The sequence below is a fragment of the Pseudomonas sp. ADAK21 genome (assembly GCF_012935735.1).
GTDB lineage: Bacteria > Pseudomonadota > Gammaproteobacteria > Pseudomonadales > Pseudomonadaceae > Aquipseudomonas > Aquipseudomonas proteolytica.
Genome location: NZ_CP052857.1, coordinates 4,752,296 through 4,765,380 on the forward strand (window position 1 = coordinate 4,752,296; position 13,085 = coordinate 4,765,380).

Here is a 13,085-nt window from a genome sequence, read left to right on the forward strand (position 1 = left end):
GAGCCATATGATTTTCCGATGAGAGCAGAGGAATATCATATTTTTAGTTTATGAGATACGGCGCCTAGACTCGGACCACAACCCACCAAGCGTTCTTCACTGGAGAACCCTATGCAAGCTTTGCAAGGCGTGAAAATCGTCGACCTGAGTCGCGCGCTGTCGGGACCGTTCTGCACCATGGTCCTGGCAGACCTGGGGGCTGATGTGATCAAGATCGAGCCCGGCCCGACGGGCGACATGAGCCGCACCTGGGGCCCCTTCGACCGCGGCGTGAGCACCTACTATTTATCCTGCAACCGCAACAAGCGCGGCATGTGCATTGACCTGCGCAACCCCAAGGGGTTGGCCACCGTCCAGCGCTTGATCGATGGCGCCGACGTCGTCATCGAGAACTTCAAACCCGGCACGCTGCACAGCATGGGCCTGGACTATGAAGTGCTCAGCGCCCGCAATCCACGGCTGGTGATGGGCAGCATCAATGCCTTTGGCACCGACGGGCCGATGAGCAGTTGGCCAGGCTTCGACCAGATCGCCCAGGGCTACTCGGGCCTGATGAGCCTGACCGGTTTCGTCGATGGCGACCCGACGCGCACGGGCACCGCCATCGGCGACCTGACCTCGGGCATGTGGCTGGTGACGGCGGTGCTGGCGGCGCTACTGGAGCGTGAGCGCACCGGCTGTGGCCAACATGTCAGCACCTCGCTGCTGGCCAGCCTGGTGGGGTTGTTGAGTGTGCACGGCCAACGTTATCTCAGCCTGGGGGATGTGCCACGGCGCACCGGCAACGCCCATTCAGTGATTGCGCCTTACGGGGTATTCCAGACCCAGGATGGCCCGCTGAATCTGGCACCGATTACTTCAGCCATGTGGGGGCGCCTGTGTGTCCTGCTGGAGTTGCCCGGGCTGCCGGACGATCCGCGCTTTGCCACCAACGAGGCGCGTGTCGAACGGCGTGACGAATTGCGCGGCATTCTGGAGAGCCGCTTGAAAACCCGCAGCAAGCGCGAATGGACGGCCATGTTCGTCGACGCCGGTTTACCCGCTGGCCCCATCAATACCCTCGATGAGGTTTTCGCCGACCCCCAGGTATTGCACAGCCAACTGACCGAGACCCTCACGCACCCCACACTCGGCGCACTGCGCCAGGTCGTGACCCCGGTGTTTGGCGCCACCGCCGGCGCCGCCAGCCGACCGCCGCCACTGCTGGGGCAACACACCGTCGAAGTACTGCGTGAAGCGGGTTTCGACGCCGCATCGATCAACGCACTGCTCGCCGCGCAAGTAGTGTTCCAAGACTGTGCCCAAACAACAGGAACCGCACCATGAATCCAACGTCTTGCGCCACCGTGACCGTCCAGCAGGTCGACCCACGCATCGCGCGGCTGGTCTTCAGCAATCCCACCCACCGCAATGCACTCAGCGCACAGTTGCTGCAGGCGCTTGACGAGAGCCTCGCGGCCCTGGCGGCGCAACGCATCCCGGTGGTGATCCTGGGCAGCGAAGTCGGCCAGTCGGTGTGGAGTGCCGGCCACGACATCCGTGAACTGCAACACGACCGCGACCCGATTGCCTACGGCAAACCGCTCGAGCGCGTATTGCGCAGCATCCGCGCCTATCCCGGGGTGGTGATTGCCCTGGTGTCCGGCTCGGTATGGGGTGGCGCAGTGGACCTGGTGATGAGTTGCGACATGGTCGTGGCAGATCACAGCGCGAGCTTCGCCATGACCCCCGTGAACATTGGCTTGCCGTACACCACCAGCGGTTTGCTGCGCTTTTTCCACAACTTGCCGATTCATGTGCTCAAAGAGCTGTTCTTCACGGCAAACAAGCTTGATGTGCAACGCGCCGAACGCTATGGCCTGGTCAACCGCCTGGTCGACAGCGATGTGCTGGAAGCCACCGCTGTGGAACTGGCGCAAGGCATTGCCAGCAAAGCGCCGCTGGCCGTGGCGGCAGTCAAGGAACAACTGCGCATCCTCGAAGACCTGCAACCGATGCCGGTGCAGGCCATGGAACAGATCGCCGAACTGCGCCGCCAGGCCTGCGAAAGCGCCGACTTTGGCGAAGGCCTGGCAGCCTTTGCCGAGCGCCGGCCGGCGGTGTTCAGCGGCAACTAATTGAACACCGCCCCTGTGGCGAGGGGGCTCGTCCCCCGTTGGGCTGCGCAGCAGCCCCAATAAGGGCTACCGAGTAGGCCGAGGCACAAGGTTTTGTGACTGCTATGCAGCCCAGCGGAGGACAAGCCCCCCGCGCCACATCCCGAAAAAACAATAACAAGGACGGTACCTGCGGGGCCGTCCGACTGCGGGGAGTCAGATTGCAATGAACAATGAAATTCTGTCGATTGTGGTGCTGGTGGTCATCTTCGGCATCGCCAGCGTGTTGCCCATCAATATGGGCGCGCTGGCCTTTGCGGCGGCCTTTGTGGTCGGCTCGGTGATCCTGGAAATGACCCCGGCGACGATCTTTGCCGGTTTTCCCAGTGACCTGTTTCTCACCCTGGTGGGGGTCACTTACCTGTTCGGCATCGCGCAGAACAACGGCACCATCGACTGGCTGATCGAGCGCGCCGTGTTGATGGTGCGTGGACACGTTGCCTGGATCCCCTGGGTGATGTTCGTGGTGGCGGCATTGCTCACCGGTTTCGGTGCCCTGAGCCCGGCGGTGGCGGCGATTCTTGCGCCGATTGCGCTGAACTTTGCCGTGCAGTACCGCATCAATCCGGTGCTGATGGGGTTGATGGTGATTCACGGCGCCCAGGGCGGCAGCTTCTCGCCCGTGAGTATTTTCGGTGGCATTACCAATCAGATCGTGGCGTCCTCCGGGCTGCCCTATGCGCCGTTCACGTTGTTCATCACCAGCTTGCTGTTCAACCTGGGGATTGCCATGGTGGTCTTCGTCGTGTTCGGTGGTTTGCGCAGCGCACGCCTGTCGCTGGCACCGGTCGCGTTCGGCCCCACCTTGCATACGGCGGGCGCCTCTCTGGCGATTCTCGGGCATGGCGGCACGCCGGCGTCCCCGGCCTATCACCGCACTGACCTGACAGGCGCCGGCGCACCGCTGCAGGCCGTCAGCGGCCTGGACGGGGCCAAGCTGTCGACACTGATCGGGTTGTTGGCCCTGGCGATTTCGGCCCTGGTGTTCAAGTTCAATATCGGTCTGGTGGCGATGACGGTCGCGGTGGTGCTGGCCATGTTCGCGCCCACGGCACAGAAGGCGGCCATCGACAAGGTCAGTTGGTCGACAGTGCTGCTGATCACCGGGATCATCACCTACATTGGCGTGATGCAGACCATCGGCACCATTGACTATGTCGCCCATGGCATCTCCGGCCTGGGTGAGCCGTTGCTGGTGGCGTTGCTGCTGTGCTTTACCGCCGCGATCATCTCATCCTTCGCCTCGTCCACCGCATTGCTGGGAGTGATCATTCCCCTGGCCGTGCCATTCCTGAGCCAGGGCCATATCAGTGCAGTCGGCGTGGTCGCGGCCATCGCCATTTCCACCACTATCGTCGACACCAGCCCGTTCTCCACCAATGGCGCACTGGTGGTTGCCAATACACCGCCGCAGGAGCGTGAAAAGGTGTTGCGCAGCCTGTTGATCTACAGCGCGGTCATTGCCCTTGTGGGGCCGTGTGTTGCGTGGTTGACCCTGGTGGTGCCCGGAGTGCTTTGACGAGCGAGTTGAACAGCGGCTCCAGGGCCAGTCGCGCACGGCTGTCCTGGACCGTGGCCTGAACCCTCTCTTCACCGAACACCAGGCCCTGGAGGTAGGTGAAGTGCAGGTCGAGCAACCCGAGCGTGCCCAGTACCTGGCGCAGGTAGGGCGTCAGAAAGTCCGGTTGCCGTGCCTTTTCGCCCTGGTGAAAACCGCCGGAGCCGACCAGTACATACACTGGGCGGTTGCTCAGCAGGCCGGTCTTGCCCTCGGGCCCTGAACTGAACGTGCGATGGATGCGCAGCACGTAGTCGATCCACAGTTTGAGCGCAGCGGGCAGCGTGAAGTTGTGCATCGGGGTGGCAATGAGCAGGATGTCGCAGCGTTCCAGTTCGCGGATCAGCGCTTCGGAAACCTCGAATACCGGTGCATCGAGCGGCGTGGTTGTCGCCAGCCCACGGGCGTAGTCCATGCCCAGTGGCGGCAGCGGGTGAGTGCCCAGGTCGCGCTCCACCAGTTCAAGCCTGGGGTGCTGCTGGCGCAGGGCATCCACCAACTCCAACGCCAATTGGTTGGCATGGGAAACCTGGCCATTGGGGCTGGCGTTGATCAATAGAACACTGTTCATGGCTGATTCTCTGTCTGAAGACTTTGGGTGAAGTGCATGCCGTGGGCCAGCAGGCCTTGGCGAAAGTAAAAACGCTGGGCCAGCGGCATATGCAGCCCGGTGTCCAGCACGAAATGGGCGCAATCGTGCTGCACGGCCTCTGCGCGAACGGCGTCCAGCAGCCGTGCGCCCAGGCCGCTGCGCTGCAGATCTGGGTGCACCACCAGATCATCGACGTAGATAAAGCGCCCGTAGAGCAGGTTTTCCAACTCGCGATAACCGGCCAGGCCGACCACCCGCCCAGCGTCCCACGCGGCCAATAAACGGTAGCCTTGTGCGGTTTGGCGCAGCAGCTGCGCCACATAGTTCGCCGGCTCGGTGATATGGGGCCGCAGCACGCGCATAAGGTCGAAACTGGCCTCGAAGGCCTGCGGGTCTGCCAGGTGTCGCAGTGTATAAGCCATAGGGTGTACGCCGTAGAGAGAAGGCAGACCTTAGCGCCACGATGACTTAAGCTACAGGGCCGAAAAGTGCATAAATGACTAGGCCATGATTCCTCCCTTCACGCTCGACCGAAGCCAGAGTGCGCCGATCTATCGCCAGCTTTACCAGCGATTTCGCGAATCCATCGCCGATGGCCGCTTGCGCCCCGGGGACCGCGTGCCTGCCGTTCGCGCGTTGGCGGCGCAATTGAACCTGGCGCGTGGCACCGTTGAGGCGGCTTACCAACTGCTGATCGGGGAGGGCTACCTGATTGCTCGGGGGGCCGCCGGGACAATTGTCAGCCCCCAACTGGCGGCGGTTTCCTCATCCATCGTTCACGCGCCGCCTGTTGCGGCGCCGTACCTGCCCAATCATAGCGGGGCGCTGCCGCTCGCGCTGCAGATGGGCCTGCCCGCACTCGATGCCTTTCCGCGCAAACTCTGGACCCGGCTGGCAGGCCGTCAACTGCGCCAGGCTGGCCTTGAGGGTCTGGTGTACCCGGACCCGCGCGGCCATGCACCCTTGCGCGCGGCCATTGCCAGCTACCTGGGGATTTCCCGAGGGATTACCTGCCGCCCGGAGCAGGTGTTCGTGTGCGCGGGCTATCGCGCCTGCCTGGACCTGATCAGCCACACGCTGATGCATCCCGGTGATCGCTGCTGGTTGGAAGAACCCGGCTATTTCATGGCGCGCAACGCGTTACTCGAAGCCGGTGCGCAGTTGGTGCCGGTGGCCGTGGATGACCAGGGGCTGGACGTCGCCCAAGGCATTGCACGCTGCCCGGATGCGCGCTTTGCTGTGGTCACGCCGACCCACCAGAGCCCGCTGGGAGTGTCGCTGTCACTGCCGCGTCGGTTGGCGCTCCTGGACTGGGCCAATCGCCAGGGCAGTTGGATCATCGAGGATGATTACGACAGTGAGTACCGCTATCAGGGCAAGCCCTTGCCTGCGCTCAAGAGCCTTGACCAGCAGGGCCGCGTGCTCTACACCGGGACCTTCAGCAAGGTGATGTTTCCAGGCCTGCGCCTGGCCTATCTGGTGGTGCCGCAGGCACAGAGCGAGGCCTTTGCCCGTCAGGCGGATCGTTTGCATAATCACTGCCCGCAGCTCCTCCAGGCGACCGTCAGCGCGTTCCTCTGCGAGGGTCACTTTGCACGGCACCTAAAAAAAATGCGCACCCTTTACGCCCGCCGCCGCCAGTGGCTGGTCGCGGCGCTGCAACAACAGTTTGGCGAACGCCTGTCGATCAACCCCCAGGCCGGCGGCATGCACCTGATCGCGGGCCTGCGCGACGGCGATGATGTTGAACTGGCCCAACGTGCCCGGGCCATTGGTATCGCCGTCGAGCCACTGTCACAGTGGTACCTGGAGGCCAAGCCCAGGCACGGGTTGGTACTGGGCTTTACCAACATCGCCACTGCCGAGCAGGCGGCGACGGTGGCGCTTCGATTGGCTCAAGTGATCCCGGTTTGTGCACACGATCCCGAGAAGATCTGTGCTAGTGTCGACCCATGACCGACTATTGCCTGACCTCGACCTCGACCTCGACCTCGACCACGACCACCACCACCGCTGAAGGCGGAGCGTGCGAGGTGTCGTGAGCCAATAGCCAACGAACTTCAAAGGCCCGCCAGCGATGGACAGGGCCTTTTTTCATGCCCTTGTGTCGCTGGTTCACACGCAAGGAGATGCACCTATGTACGCCCTTTTAGTACTCGATATGCAAGTGGGGTTGGTTCACGGCCCGCAAAAGCCATGGCGCTGCGAAGCGCTGCTGGACACGGTGAACGCCTTGATGGACAAGGCGCGCAACGCGGGCGCGCCGGTTTTTCTCGCCCGCCACACCGGGCCGGTGGGTTCAGCCATCGAACCCGGTAGCTCGTTGACCGAAGTCGTGCAGGAATTGAAGCTGCTGGGTGATGAAACGGTGTTCGATAAACAGCGGCCCAACGCCTTTGCATCAACTGGCCTGGCGGACAATTTGCGCGCCTGCGGTGCTACGGGCGTGGTGATCACTGGGCTGAAAACTCAATACTGCGTCGACAGCACCTGCCGTGCAGCACGCGATCTTGGTTTTGACGCCGTACTCATCGCCGACGGCCATAGCTGTTCAGACACGCCAGAGATTAACGCCCAGGACATCGTCGCGCACCACAATGCCACGCTCGACGGGCCGTTCTGCCGGGTGGTCCGGGCTGAGGAATGGTGTTTCTAGGAGCCGCCAAGAGCTGGGTACCGCGCAGCGTGGTTCCAGCAGCGCGGGTGATTTAACCGCTGCGCGGCGCCTGCGTTGGCAAGCTGCGCAACACCGCCCGCACCGGGCTCGCGTCCAGCGCCATGAACTTGAGGGGCAGGGCGATCAGCTCATAGTCGCCGGCCGGCACCTCATCCAATACCAACCCTTCGAGAATGGCCATGCCATGGCGCTGGATCGCGTGATGCGCATCCAGCGTCTTGGAGTGCTGCGGATCCACCGAGGGGGTGTCGATGCCCACCAGTTTTACTCCGTGGCGGGCCAGGAGTTCGATGGCAGCCACGGCAATCGCCGTGGAGTGTTGATCCCAAATGCAGGGGTCACTGTGGCGATAGGTGCGCAACAGGATGCGTTCGGGCGCCTGGGCCAGGTGTGGCAAAAGCTGGGCCGGCCGGACTAGGCCGTCGCTATCGAAACAATGAATCACCCGGCAGGTCCCCAGGTAAGGCTCCAACGGCACCGAGCCAATGGCGGCGCCGCTGTTGCTGTAGTGCAGTGGCGCATCGGCGTGGGCCCCGGTGTGGGCGGAAAGGGTGATCTTGCCGACGTTTACCGGGCATTGATGATCCAGCACCCACACGGGCTCCTGCTGGTAGTCGGTGTCGCCGGGCCAGGTGGCGATGGCCGTGGTGATCGGCGGGCTGATATCGAAGAGTTTGCGCGTAGGCACTGACGGCGCTCCTGGAAGGCTCAGCACAGGTGGCTCAAGGGTGGCAGGCAGCGGGTCACTTCGTGCTCCACGGCGTCGAGGTTGATCGAGGTCAGGTCGCTGTGGTTGGCCACTGCGAATTTCAGCAGTTGCTCCTGGATCTGCCCGCGAGCCATTGCCTGGGCGTAGGGCAGGCGGCTGAAGGTGACCATGCTGTAACGCGGGATAAAACGCGTCGGTTGGCGCTGGGCCATGATTTGGCCCAGTTCGCGCTCCAGCAAGTAGGTGGGGCTGGCCACTTTACTGCTCATCTCCACGTAGTTTTCCAGGGCCATGGCCTGGATCGCCAACGCATCGGGTTGGCGCTGGGCGGTGAACGCCGCGAGTGCGCTGGCGTTGTCGGCGGCCGATTGCAGGTGTTCGGCGAGGGCTACGGCGTCTTCCAGTGCACAGTTCATGCCCTGGCCATGGAACGGCACCATGGGATGGGCCGCATCGCCCAGCAGCACGGCCTGGCCGCCGACATGCCAGGTGGTCAGGCGCAGGGTTGCGAGCTTGCCGGTGGGGTGGTGCTCGAAGTCTTGCTCCAGGCTGTCGAGCATCGGTGACAGGTCGGGGAACTGGCGCTGGAAAAACCTTCGCGCGGCATGCCCATCCACCAGTTGCGCAAAACACGGGCTGGCGGGTTGTGCCGCCGGGCTCTGGTGATGCAGGAACAACGTCACCGTGAAGCTGCGGTCCAGGTTCGGCAGGGCGATGCACATGTAGTCGCCATGGGGCCAGATATGCAGGGCGTTGGGCTCCAGGTTGAATTGCGCGCTGGCCTCGGGAGTGATCTGCAGTTCCTTGTAGCCATGGGGCTGGGTTTCCAGGTGCTCGCCCAGGTCGACGACGCTGGCCATGGCCTGGCGCACCGCCGAGTTGCAGCCATCGGCGCCGATCAGCAGATGGAAGCGTTTCTCCAGGCGCTCCCCCGACACGTTGCTGAGGGTCAGGCGTTGGCGCGCAAAGTCCACGCTGTCGAGCCCCAGGTTGAAGTGGATACTCGCGCCGGCCGCTTCGGCGCCGTCGAGCAAAATGCGGTTCAAGCGATCCCGATTGATCGACCAGATCACCTCGCTGTCATCACGCCCGTATGGCTGCAGGTTGGGGGGCGTGCCGGGCACATGCACCATGCGCCCGCGCATCATCACCGCTTCTGCCAGTACTTCGCGCTCTAGCCCGGCCAAACGCAAGGCATGGGCGCCTCGTTCGGCCAGCGCCAGGTTGATGGAGCGCCCCCGGGCGCCGGTTTCGATGCGCGGGTCGGGGCGTCGCTCGAACAGGTTGACCTGCCAGCCGTTGCGGGCCAGCAGGCGCGCGACCAGGGTTCCGGCGAGCCCTGCGCCGATAATGGTGACTTGACGAGCGTTGTCTGTAGCAGTCATGGCGAATTCTCGTGGGGGAGGGGTCAGAGGCTTGAGCGCAGGCTCCAGAGTTCAGGGAACAGCACGGTGCCGAGCATCTTGCGCAGGTACTCGACGCCTTCGGTGCCGCCGGTGCCTTTCTTGAAACCGATGACCCGCTCGACCACCGTGACGTGGCGAAAGCGCCATTGGCGAAAGGCGTCTTCGATATCCATCAGCTTTTCGCCCAACTGGTACAGGTCCCAGTAGCGCTCCGGTTGGCGGTAGACCTGGACCCATGCGGCCTCCACCGAAGCATCGCTGCGGGTCGGCTCGCTGGGGTCGGCGTCCAGCCGCAGTGCGCAGATGGGCAGGTCCTGGCGGGTCATCTGCTGGATGATCGCGTCGTATAACGACGGGGTGTGCAGGCACTGTTCAAGGTTTTTGGCGATCTGCGGGGTGTGCTGGTGTGGAAGAAGCATGGCGCGGTTTTTATTGCCGAAAATGAACTCGATCTCACGGTACTGATAGGACTGGAAGCCAGAGGCATTGCCCAGGTCCGAGCGAAAACTGATGAACTCCATGGGGCTCAGGGTCGCGAGGATCGCCCATGAGCTGACCATCTGCTCCATGATCCGCAACACCCTGGCCAGCACCCGGTGACTGCCCGCCAATTGGCCCTGATCGATCAACTGGCGGGCGTGCCGCAGTTCATGCAACAGTAACTTCATCCACAGTTCCGAGGCCTGGTGCTGGATGATAAAGAGCATTTCGTTATGTTGTTGGGAGCGTGGAACTTGTGCGTCCAGCACTTTATCCAGTCCCAGGTAATCGCCGTAACTCATGCTTTCGGCGAAGTCCAGTTTGGCGTCATGCCACTGTTGGGGTTTGGCTTGGTGCATGTAGGGGCAAGGGCACATGGAATTATTCCTCCCCGGGGGGAATTAAAAACATCCGCCGGCGACGGCAGGCAAGATGGTGATTTGGTCATGTTGGGCGACGGCGCTGTCGAGACTTTGCAAGAAGCGGATATCGTCATCGTTGATATAAATATTGATGAACTTATGCACTTTATTACCCTCGACCAGGCGCGCCGCGATGCCGGGATACTGCTGCTCAAGTGCGTCGATAACTTGCCTGACCGTTTGCCCTTGGGCCTCGACGGTTTTCTGGTTGGCGGTCAAGTTACGCATCAGGGTGGGGACAGTGATCTTCATGGGATGGAACTCCGTGGAGGGTTAATAGGGCGGTGTTTCGACACGTACTTCTTCTTCGCTGACGCAGCCTTGGGCAATCCGGAAGCTGCGCAGCGGCGGGTCGTAGTCCGCAGTAGTCACAATCAGGTAATGGGCGTTGGCGTCGGTGGCGAACTCGATATCGGTAGCGCTGGGGTAGGCCCGCGATGCGGTATGGGAGTGATAGAACACCCGTGGCTCTTCATCGCGGGCATCCATCTCGCGCCAGACCTGGAGTTGTTGCCGTGGGTCGAAGGCGAAGTACACCGGGGAGCAGGCACTGTTGGTCATCGGGATCAAGCGTGTGGCGCGCTCACTGTCGATGGCCGCGGCGATGATGCCGCAGCACTCGAGTGGGTGCGCCTGGCGGGCCTGGTCAAAGATCGCAGTGATGATGTCTTGGCTGAGCAGCAACATAAGCGGGTCCTCAGTAGGCCGGCAGTGTCGGCGCATAGGCCGCGGCCCAGGCCAGCACTCCGCCTTCGAGGCTGCGCACGTTACGCAAACCTTGCTCGGCCAAGGCCTGGACCACCGTCCGGGAGCGGCTGCCGGCCTTGCAATACACGACGATCTCGGCGTCTGGCGAGAGCTGGGCGGTGTGCGCACCGCTGAGCATCTGCTGCATCGGGATCAGTTGCGCCTGGGGGATATGCAGGATGTCCCACTCGTTTTTTTCGCGCACATCGATCAATTGCAGGGGCTGCTTGCTCAGTCGCAGGGCCTGCAGGGCATGGGCATCCAGGCTGGGCACGCTGGCGGGGGGCGCTGTGCTGCCCAGGCCGCACAGGTGCTGGTAGTCCAGTAGCGCGGTGATGGGCTGGCGCTGGGGGGCCGGGCGCAAGGGCAGGAAGCGATAGCTCATCTCCAGGGCGTCGTACACCGCCAGGCGTCCGAGTAGGGAGTTGCCGATGCCGGTGATCAGCTTGATCGCCTCGGTAGCCATGATCGCCCCGATGGACGCGCAGAGCACTCCCAACACACCACCTTCCGAGCACGACGGCGCCAGATGGGCGGGGGGCGGCTCGGGGTACAGGTCGCGGTAGTTGATCCCCCCGCTGGGGGCCTGTTCCCAGAACACCGAAGCCTGGCCCTCGAAGCGATAGATCGAGCCCCAGACATACGGCTTGCGCGCCAGCACGCAGGCGTCGTTGACCAGGTAGCGGGTGGCGAAGTTATCGGTGCCGTCGAGCATCAAGTCATAGTTGGAAAACAGCGCCACGGCGTTGTCGTTGTCCAGCCGTTCGTTATGCAAGTTGATCTGGATGTGTGGATTGAGCGCTTGCAAAGTACGCTTGGCACTTTGCGTCTTGAGTTGGCCGATTTCTGCAAGTCGATGAATTACTTGTCGTTGCAAGTTGGAGTCGTCCACGACATCGAAGTCGATGATGCCCAGGGTGCCAACGCCGGCCGCCGCCAAGTACAACAACGTCGGCGAGCCGAGGCCGCCGGCACCAATTACCAGGACTCGGCTGTGTTTTAAGCGTTGTTGTCCCTCAAGGCCGATTTCCGGTAATAACAGATGCCGGCTATAACGGCTTATTTCACTGGCACTTAATGTGGCGCCGGCTTCTACCAAGGGTGGAAGTTGCATGACTGTTCCTGTCTTGAATGAAATTTTGGATGAGAAAAGTCCGCACCTTGATCAGCGAGTGGCGCAGGCGTTTGCAGTTAAAAAAGTTCTACTGATTAACGAATGTTCAGATCGGGTAGAAGAGCCCGTGATGGTGCGCGCAAACGGTGAGGCTCATCACCGACTTGAATACCTCCATTTCCTCCAGGCTGCCCACGGTGACGCGCACCCACTCCGGGGCTTCGGGCCACGTACGGCCGATATGCACGCCGTTGTCCGCCAGGGTTTGAATAATCTGCGGGGCCTGTTCGCCGACTTTCATCATGAAACAGCTCGACTGCGAGCGCGTGCATGGAATGTCCCGTGATTGCAGCCAGTCGATGGTTTCGTTGCGCGCCCGGATAATCGCCTGCTTGCGCTGCGCTACCTGGTGGCCATGGCCGAGGCTGGCCAGCGCAGCCTGGGCGGCGGTGATCGAGACGTCATCTGCCGGCAGGGTGGTGATGCGCTGCAAGGTCTGCGGTTGGGCCATCGCCATGCCGATCCGCAGGCCCGCCAGGCCATAGATCTTGGAGAAGGTGCGGAGCACGATCAGGTCCGCGCGTTGCTCGATCCAGGGCAACATCGAGGGTTCATCGCAGAACTGCAGGTAGGCCTCGTCCACCAGCAAGACCGCGTCCCCGGGCTTCTGCGCCAAGGCCTGGAGGATGGCGTTGTGCGGGGTAATGGTGCCCGTGGGGTTATTGGGGTTGCAGAGGTAGATCAGGCCGGCGTCTTCGACGGCGCACATGCGAGCCAGGTCGTGGGCACCGTCCTTGCGCAGTGGCACTTTATGGACGTCTGCCCCTGCGCGTCGGGCCGCCAATTCGCAGATCGGGTAGCCCGGGGTGGCCACGACCAGGGAGCGGCCGGGCCCGGTAAAGGTCGCCGCCGCATAGTGCAGGGCACGGTTGGAGCCTGGGTATAGGGTCAGGTGATCCGCCGGCACCGCCAGCTCCAGCGCCAGTGCCTGGTGCAGTTGGTCGATCGCCCCGAAGCCATAGCGCCCGCAGCCCGGCAGGCTGTCGCGCGCAGCGTCCAGGGCCGGGGGCAGGGGGCCGAAGGGTGACTCGTTGAAGTTCAGGTAGACCACGCGGCTTGCCCCCTGGCTGCCACTGCCGACGCTGGCGCTCTGGGGCGAGAAGAGCTGGCTGTTTCTAAAGAAGTTGGAGAATTTCATCTGGGTTGTACGTCCTGAAATAAGGG

The 13,085-nt window shown here is 62.7% G+C and carries 14 protein-coding genes; 5 read left to right on the top strand and 9 right to left on the bottom strand.

The genetic code is table 11. From position 1 onward, the window contains the following. The first annotated feature begins 111 nt into the window (after positions 1-111). The 3 genes from HKK57_RS21560 to HKK57_RS21570 all read left to right on the top strand — a co-directional run bounded on the left by HKK57_RS21560 (position 112) and on the right by HKK57_RS21570 (position 3,675). Entirely contained in the window at positions 112-1,326 is a 1,215-nt protein-coding gene (locus tag HKK57_RS21560) for a CaiB/BaiF CoA transferase family protein (RefSeq protein ID WP_169390731.1), read from the top strand. Beyond that, on the top strand, positions 1,323-2,117 hold the full coding sequence (gene scpB / locus HKK57_RS21565; protein WP_169390732.1) for a methylmalonyl-CoA decarboxylase: 795 nt from the start codon (positions 1,323-1,325) through the stop codon (positions 2,115-2,117). The genes HKK57_RS21560 and scpB overlap by 4 nt, the downstream gene beginning before the upstream one ends. Positions 2,118-2,322: 205 nt before the next feature. Further along, a complete protein-coding gene (locus HKK57_RS21570) occupies positions 2,323-3,675 on the top strand; it encodes an SLC13 family permease (protein WP_029293786.1) in 1,353 nt (450 codons plus the stop codon). On the opposite strand, the gene HKK57_RS21575 is transcribed toward HKK57_RS21570, so the two are convergent. Together HKK57_RS21575 and HKK57_RS21580 are read right to left on the bottom strand one after the other, a co-directional pair. Beyond that, entirely contained in the window at positions 3,614-4,285 is a 672-nt protein-coding gene (locus HKK57_RS21575; RefSeq protein WP_169390733.1) for an FMN-dependent NADH-azoreductase, read from the bottom strand. The genes HKK57_RS21570 and HKK57_RS21575 overlap by 62 nt on opposite strands. After that, the gene (locus tag HKK57_RS21580) at positions 4,282-4,728 is read right to left on the bottom strand and encodes a GNAT family N-acetyltransferase (protein ID WP_169390734.1); all 447 of its coding nucleotides are present in this window, start codon (positions 4,726-4,728) and stop codon (positions 4,282-4,284) included. The genes HKK57_RS21575 and HKK57_RS21580 overlap by 4 nt, the downstream gene beginning before the upstream one ends. A gap of 85 nt (positions 4,729-4,813) precedes the next feature. Here HKK57_RS21580 and pdxR point away from each other — a divergent pair, with 85 nt between their 5' ends. Further along, positions 4,814-6,262: a MocR-like pyridoxine biosynthesis transcription factor PdxR gene (gene pdxR, locus HKK57_RS21585; RefSeq protein WP_169390735.1), complete on the top strand. Its 1,449-nt coding sequence runs from the start codon at positions 4,814-4,816 to the stop codon at positions 6,260-6,262. Between the two features lie 181 nt (positions 6,263-6,443). Then, positions 6,444-6,962 carry a cysteine hydrolase family protein gene (locus HKK57_RS21590; RefSeq protein ID WP_169390736.1) on the top strand — a complete coding sequence of 173 codons (519 nt, stop codon included), beginning with the start codon at positions 6,444-6,446 and terminating at the stop codon, positions 6,960-6,962. Between the two features lie 52 nt (positions 6,963-7,014). Here HKK57_RS21590 and kynB read toward each other — a convergent pair whose 3' ends face one another. From kynB to HKK57_RS21625, 7 genes are all read right to left on the bottom strand, one after another. Further along, positions 7,015-7,671, bottom strand: a complete 657-nt coding sequence (kynB, locus tag HKK57_RS21595) for an arylformamidase (protein WP_070995688.1) — start codon at positions 7,669-7,671, stop codon at positions 7,015-7,017. Positions 7,672-7,691: 20 nt separating this feature from the next. After that, complete coding sequence (locus HKK57_RS21600; protein ID WP_029293793.1) at positions 7,692-9,077, bottom strand: FAD-dependent oxidoreductase; 1,386 nt, start codon at positions 9,075-9,077, stop codon at positions 7,692-7,694. A gap of 23 nt (positions 9,078-9,100) precedes the next feature. Next, positions 9,101-9,955 carry a tryptophan 2,3-dioxygenase gene (locus HKK57_RS21605; protein WP_029293795.1) on the bottom strand — a complete coding sequence of 285 codons (855 nt, stop codon included), beginning with the start codon at positions 9,953-9,955 and terminating at the stop codon, positions 9,101-9,103. 24 nt (positions 9,956-9,979) lie between these two features. Beyond that, complete coding sequence (locus HKK57_RS21610; RefSeq protein ID WP_029293797.1) at positions 9,980-10,252, bottom strand: MoaD/ThiS family protein; 273 nt, start codon at positions 10,250-10,252, stop codon at positions 9,980-9,982. A gap of 21 nt (positions 10,253-10,273) precedes the next feature. Continuing rightward, the gene (locus tag HKK57_RS21615) at positions 10,274-10,687 is read right to left on the bottom strand and encodes a M67 family metallopeptidase (protein ID WP_029293800.1); all 414 of its coding nucleotides are present in this window, start codon (positions 10,685-10,687) and stop codon (positions 10,274-10,276) included. Positions 10,688-10,697: 10 nt separating this feature from the next. Beyond that, positions 10,698-11,861 carry a molybdopterin-synthase adenylyltransferase MoeB gene (moeB, locus tag HKK57_RS21620; protein ID WP_070995689.1) on the bottom strand — a complete coding sequence of 388 codons (1,164 nt, stop codon included), beginning with the start codon at positions 11,859-11,861 and terminating at the stop codon, positions 10,698-10,700. 106 nt (positions 11,862-11,967) lie between these two features. Further along, positions 11,968-13,059, bottom strand: a complete 1,092-nt coding sequence (locus tag HKK57_RS21625; protein WP_050492808.1) for an aminotransferase class I/II-fold pyridoxal phosphate-dependent enzyme — start codon at positions 13,057-13,059, stop codon at positions 11,968-11,970. Between the last annotated feature and the right edge of the window lie 26 nt (positions 13,060-13,085).

Coding starts and splice junctions, on each gene's coding strand:
- HKK57_RS21560 (WP_169390731.1), top strand. CDS start 112: ATGCAAGCTTTGCAAGGCGTGAAAATCGTCGACCTGAGTCGCGCGCTG.
- scpB (WP_169390732.1), top strand. CDS start 1,323: ATGAATCCAACGTCTTGCGCCACCGTGACCGTCCAGCAGGTCGACCCA.
- HKK57_RS21570 (WP_029293786.1), top strand. CDS start 2,323: ATGAACAATGAAATTCTGTCGATTGTGGTGCTGGTGGTCATCTTCGGC.
- HKK57_RS21575 (WP_169390733.1), bottom strand. CDS start 4,285: ATGAACAGTGTTCTATTGATCAACGCCAGCCCCAATGGCCAGGTTTCC.
- HKK57_RS21580 (WP_169390734.1), bottom strand. CDS start 4,728: ATGGCTTATACACTGCGACACCTGGCAGACCCGCAGGCCTTCGAGGCC.
- pdxR (WP_169390735.1), top strand. CDS start 4,814: ATGATTCCTCCCTTCACGCTCGACCGAAGCCAGAGTGCGCCGATCTAT.
- HKK57_RS21590 (WP_169390736.1), top strand. CDS start 6,444: ATGTACGCCCTTTTAGTACTCGATATGCAAGTGGGGTTGGTTCACGGC.
- HKK57_RS21600 (WP_029293793.1), bottom strand. CDS start 9,077: ATGACTGCTACAGACAACGCTCGTCAAGTCACCATTATCGGCGCAGGG.
- HKK57_RS21605 (WP_029293795.1), bottom strand. CDS start 9,955: ATGTGCCCTTGCCCCTACATGCACCAAGCCAAACCCCAACAGTGGCAT.
- HKK57_RS21610 (WP_029293797.1), bottom strand. CDS start 10,252: ATGAAGATCACTGTCCCCACCCTGATGCGTAACTTGACCGCCAACCAG.
- HKK57_RS21615 (WP_029293800.1), bottom strand. CDS start 10,687: ATGTTGCTGCTCAGCCAAGACATCATCACTGCGATCTTTGACCAGGCC.
- moeB (WP_070995689.1), bottom strand. CDS start 11,861: ATGCAACTTCCACCCTTGGTAGAAGCCGGCGCCACATTAAGTGCCAGT.
- HKK57_RS21625 (WP_050492808.1), bottom strand. CDS start 13,059: ATGAAATTCTCCAACTTCTTTAGAAACAGCCAGCTCTTCTCGCCCCAG.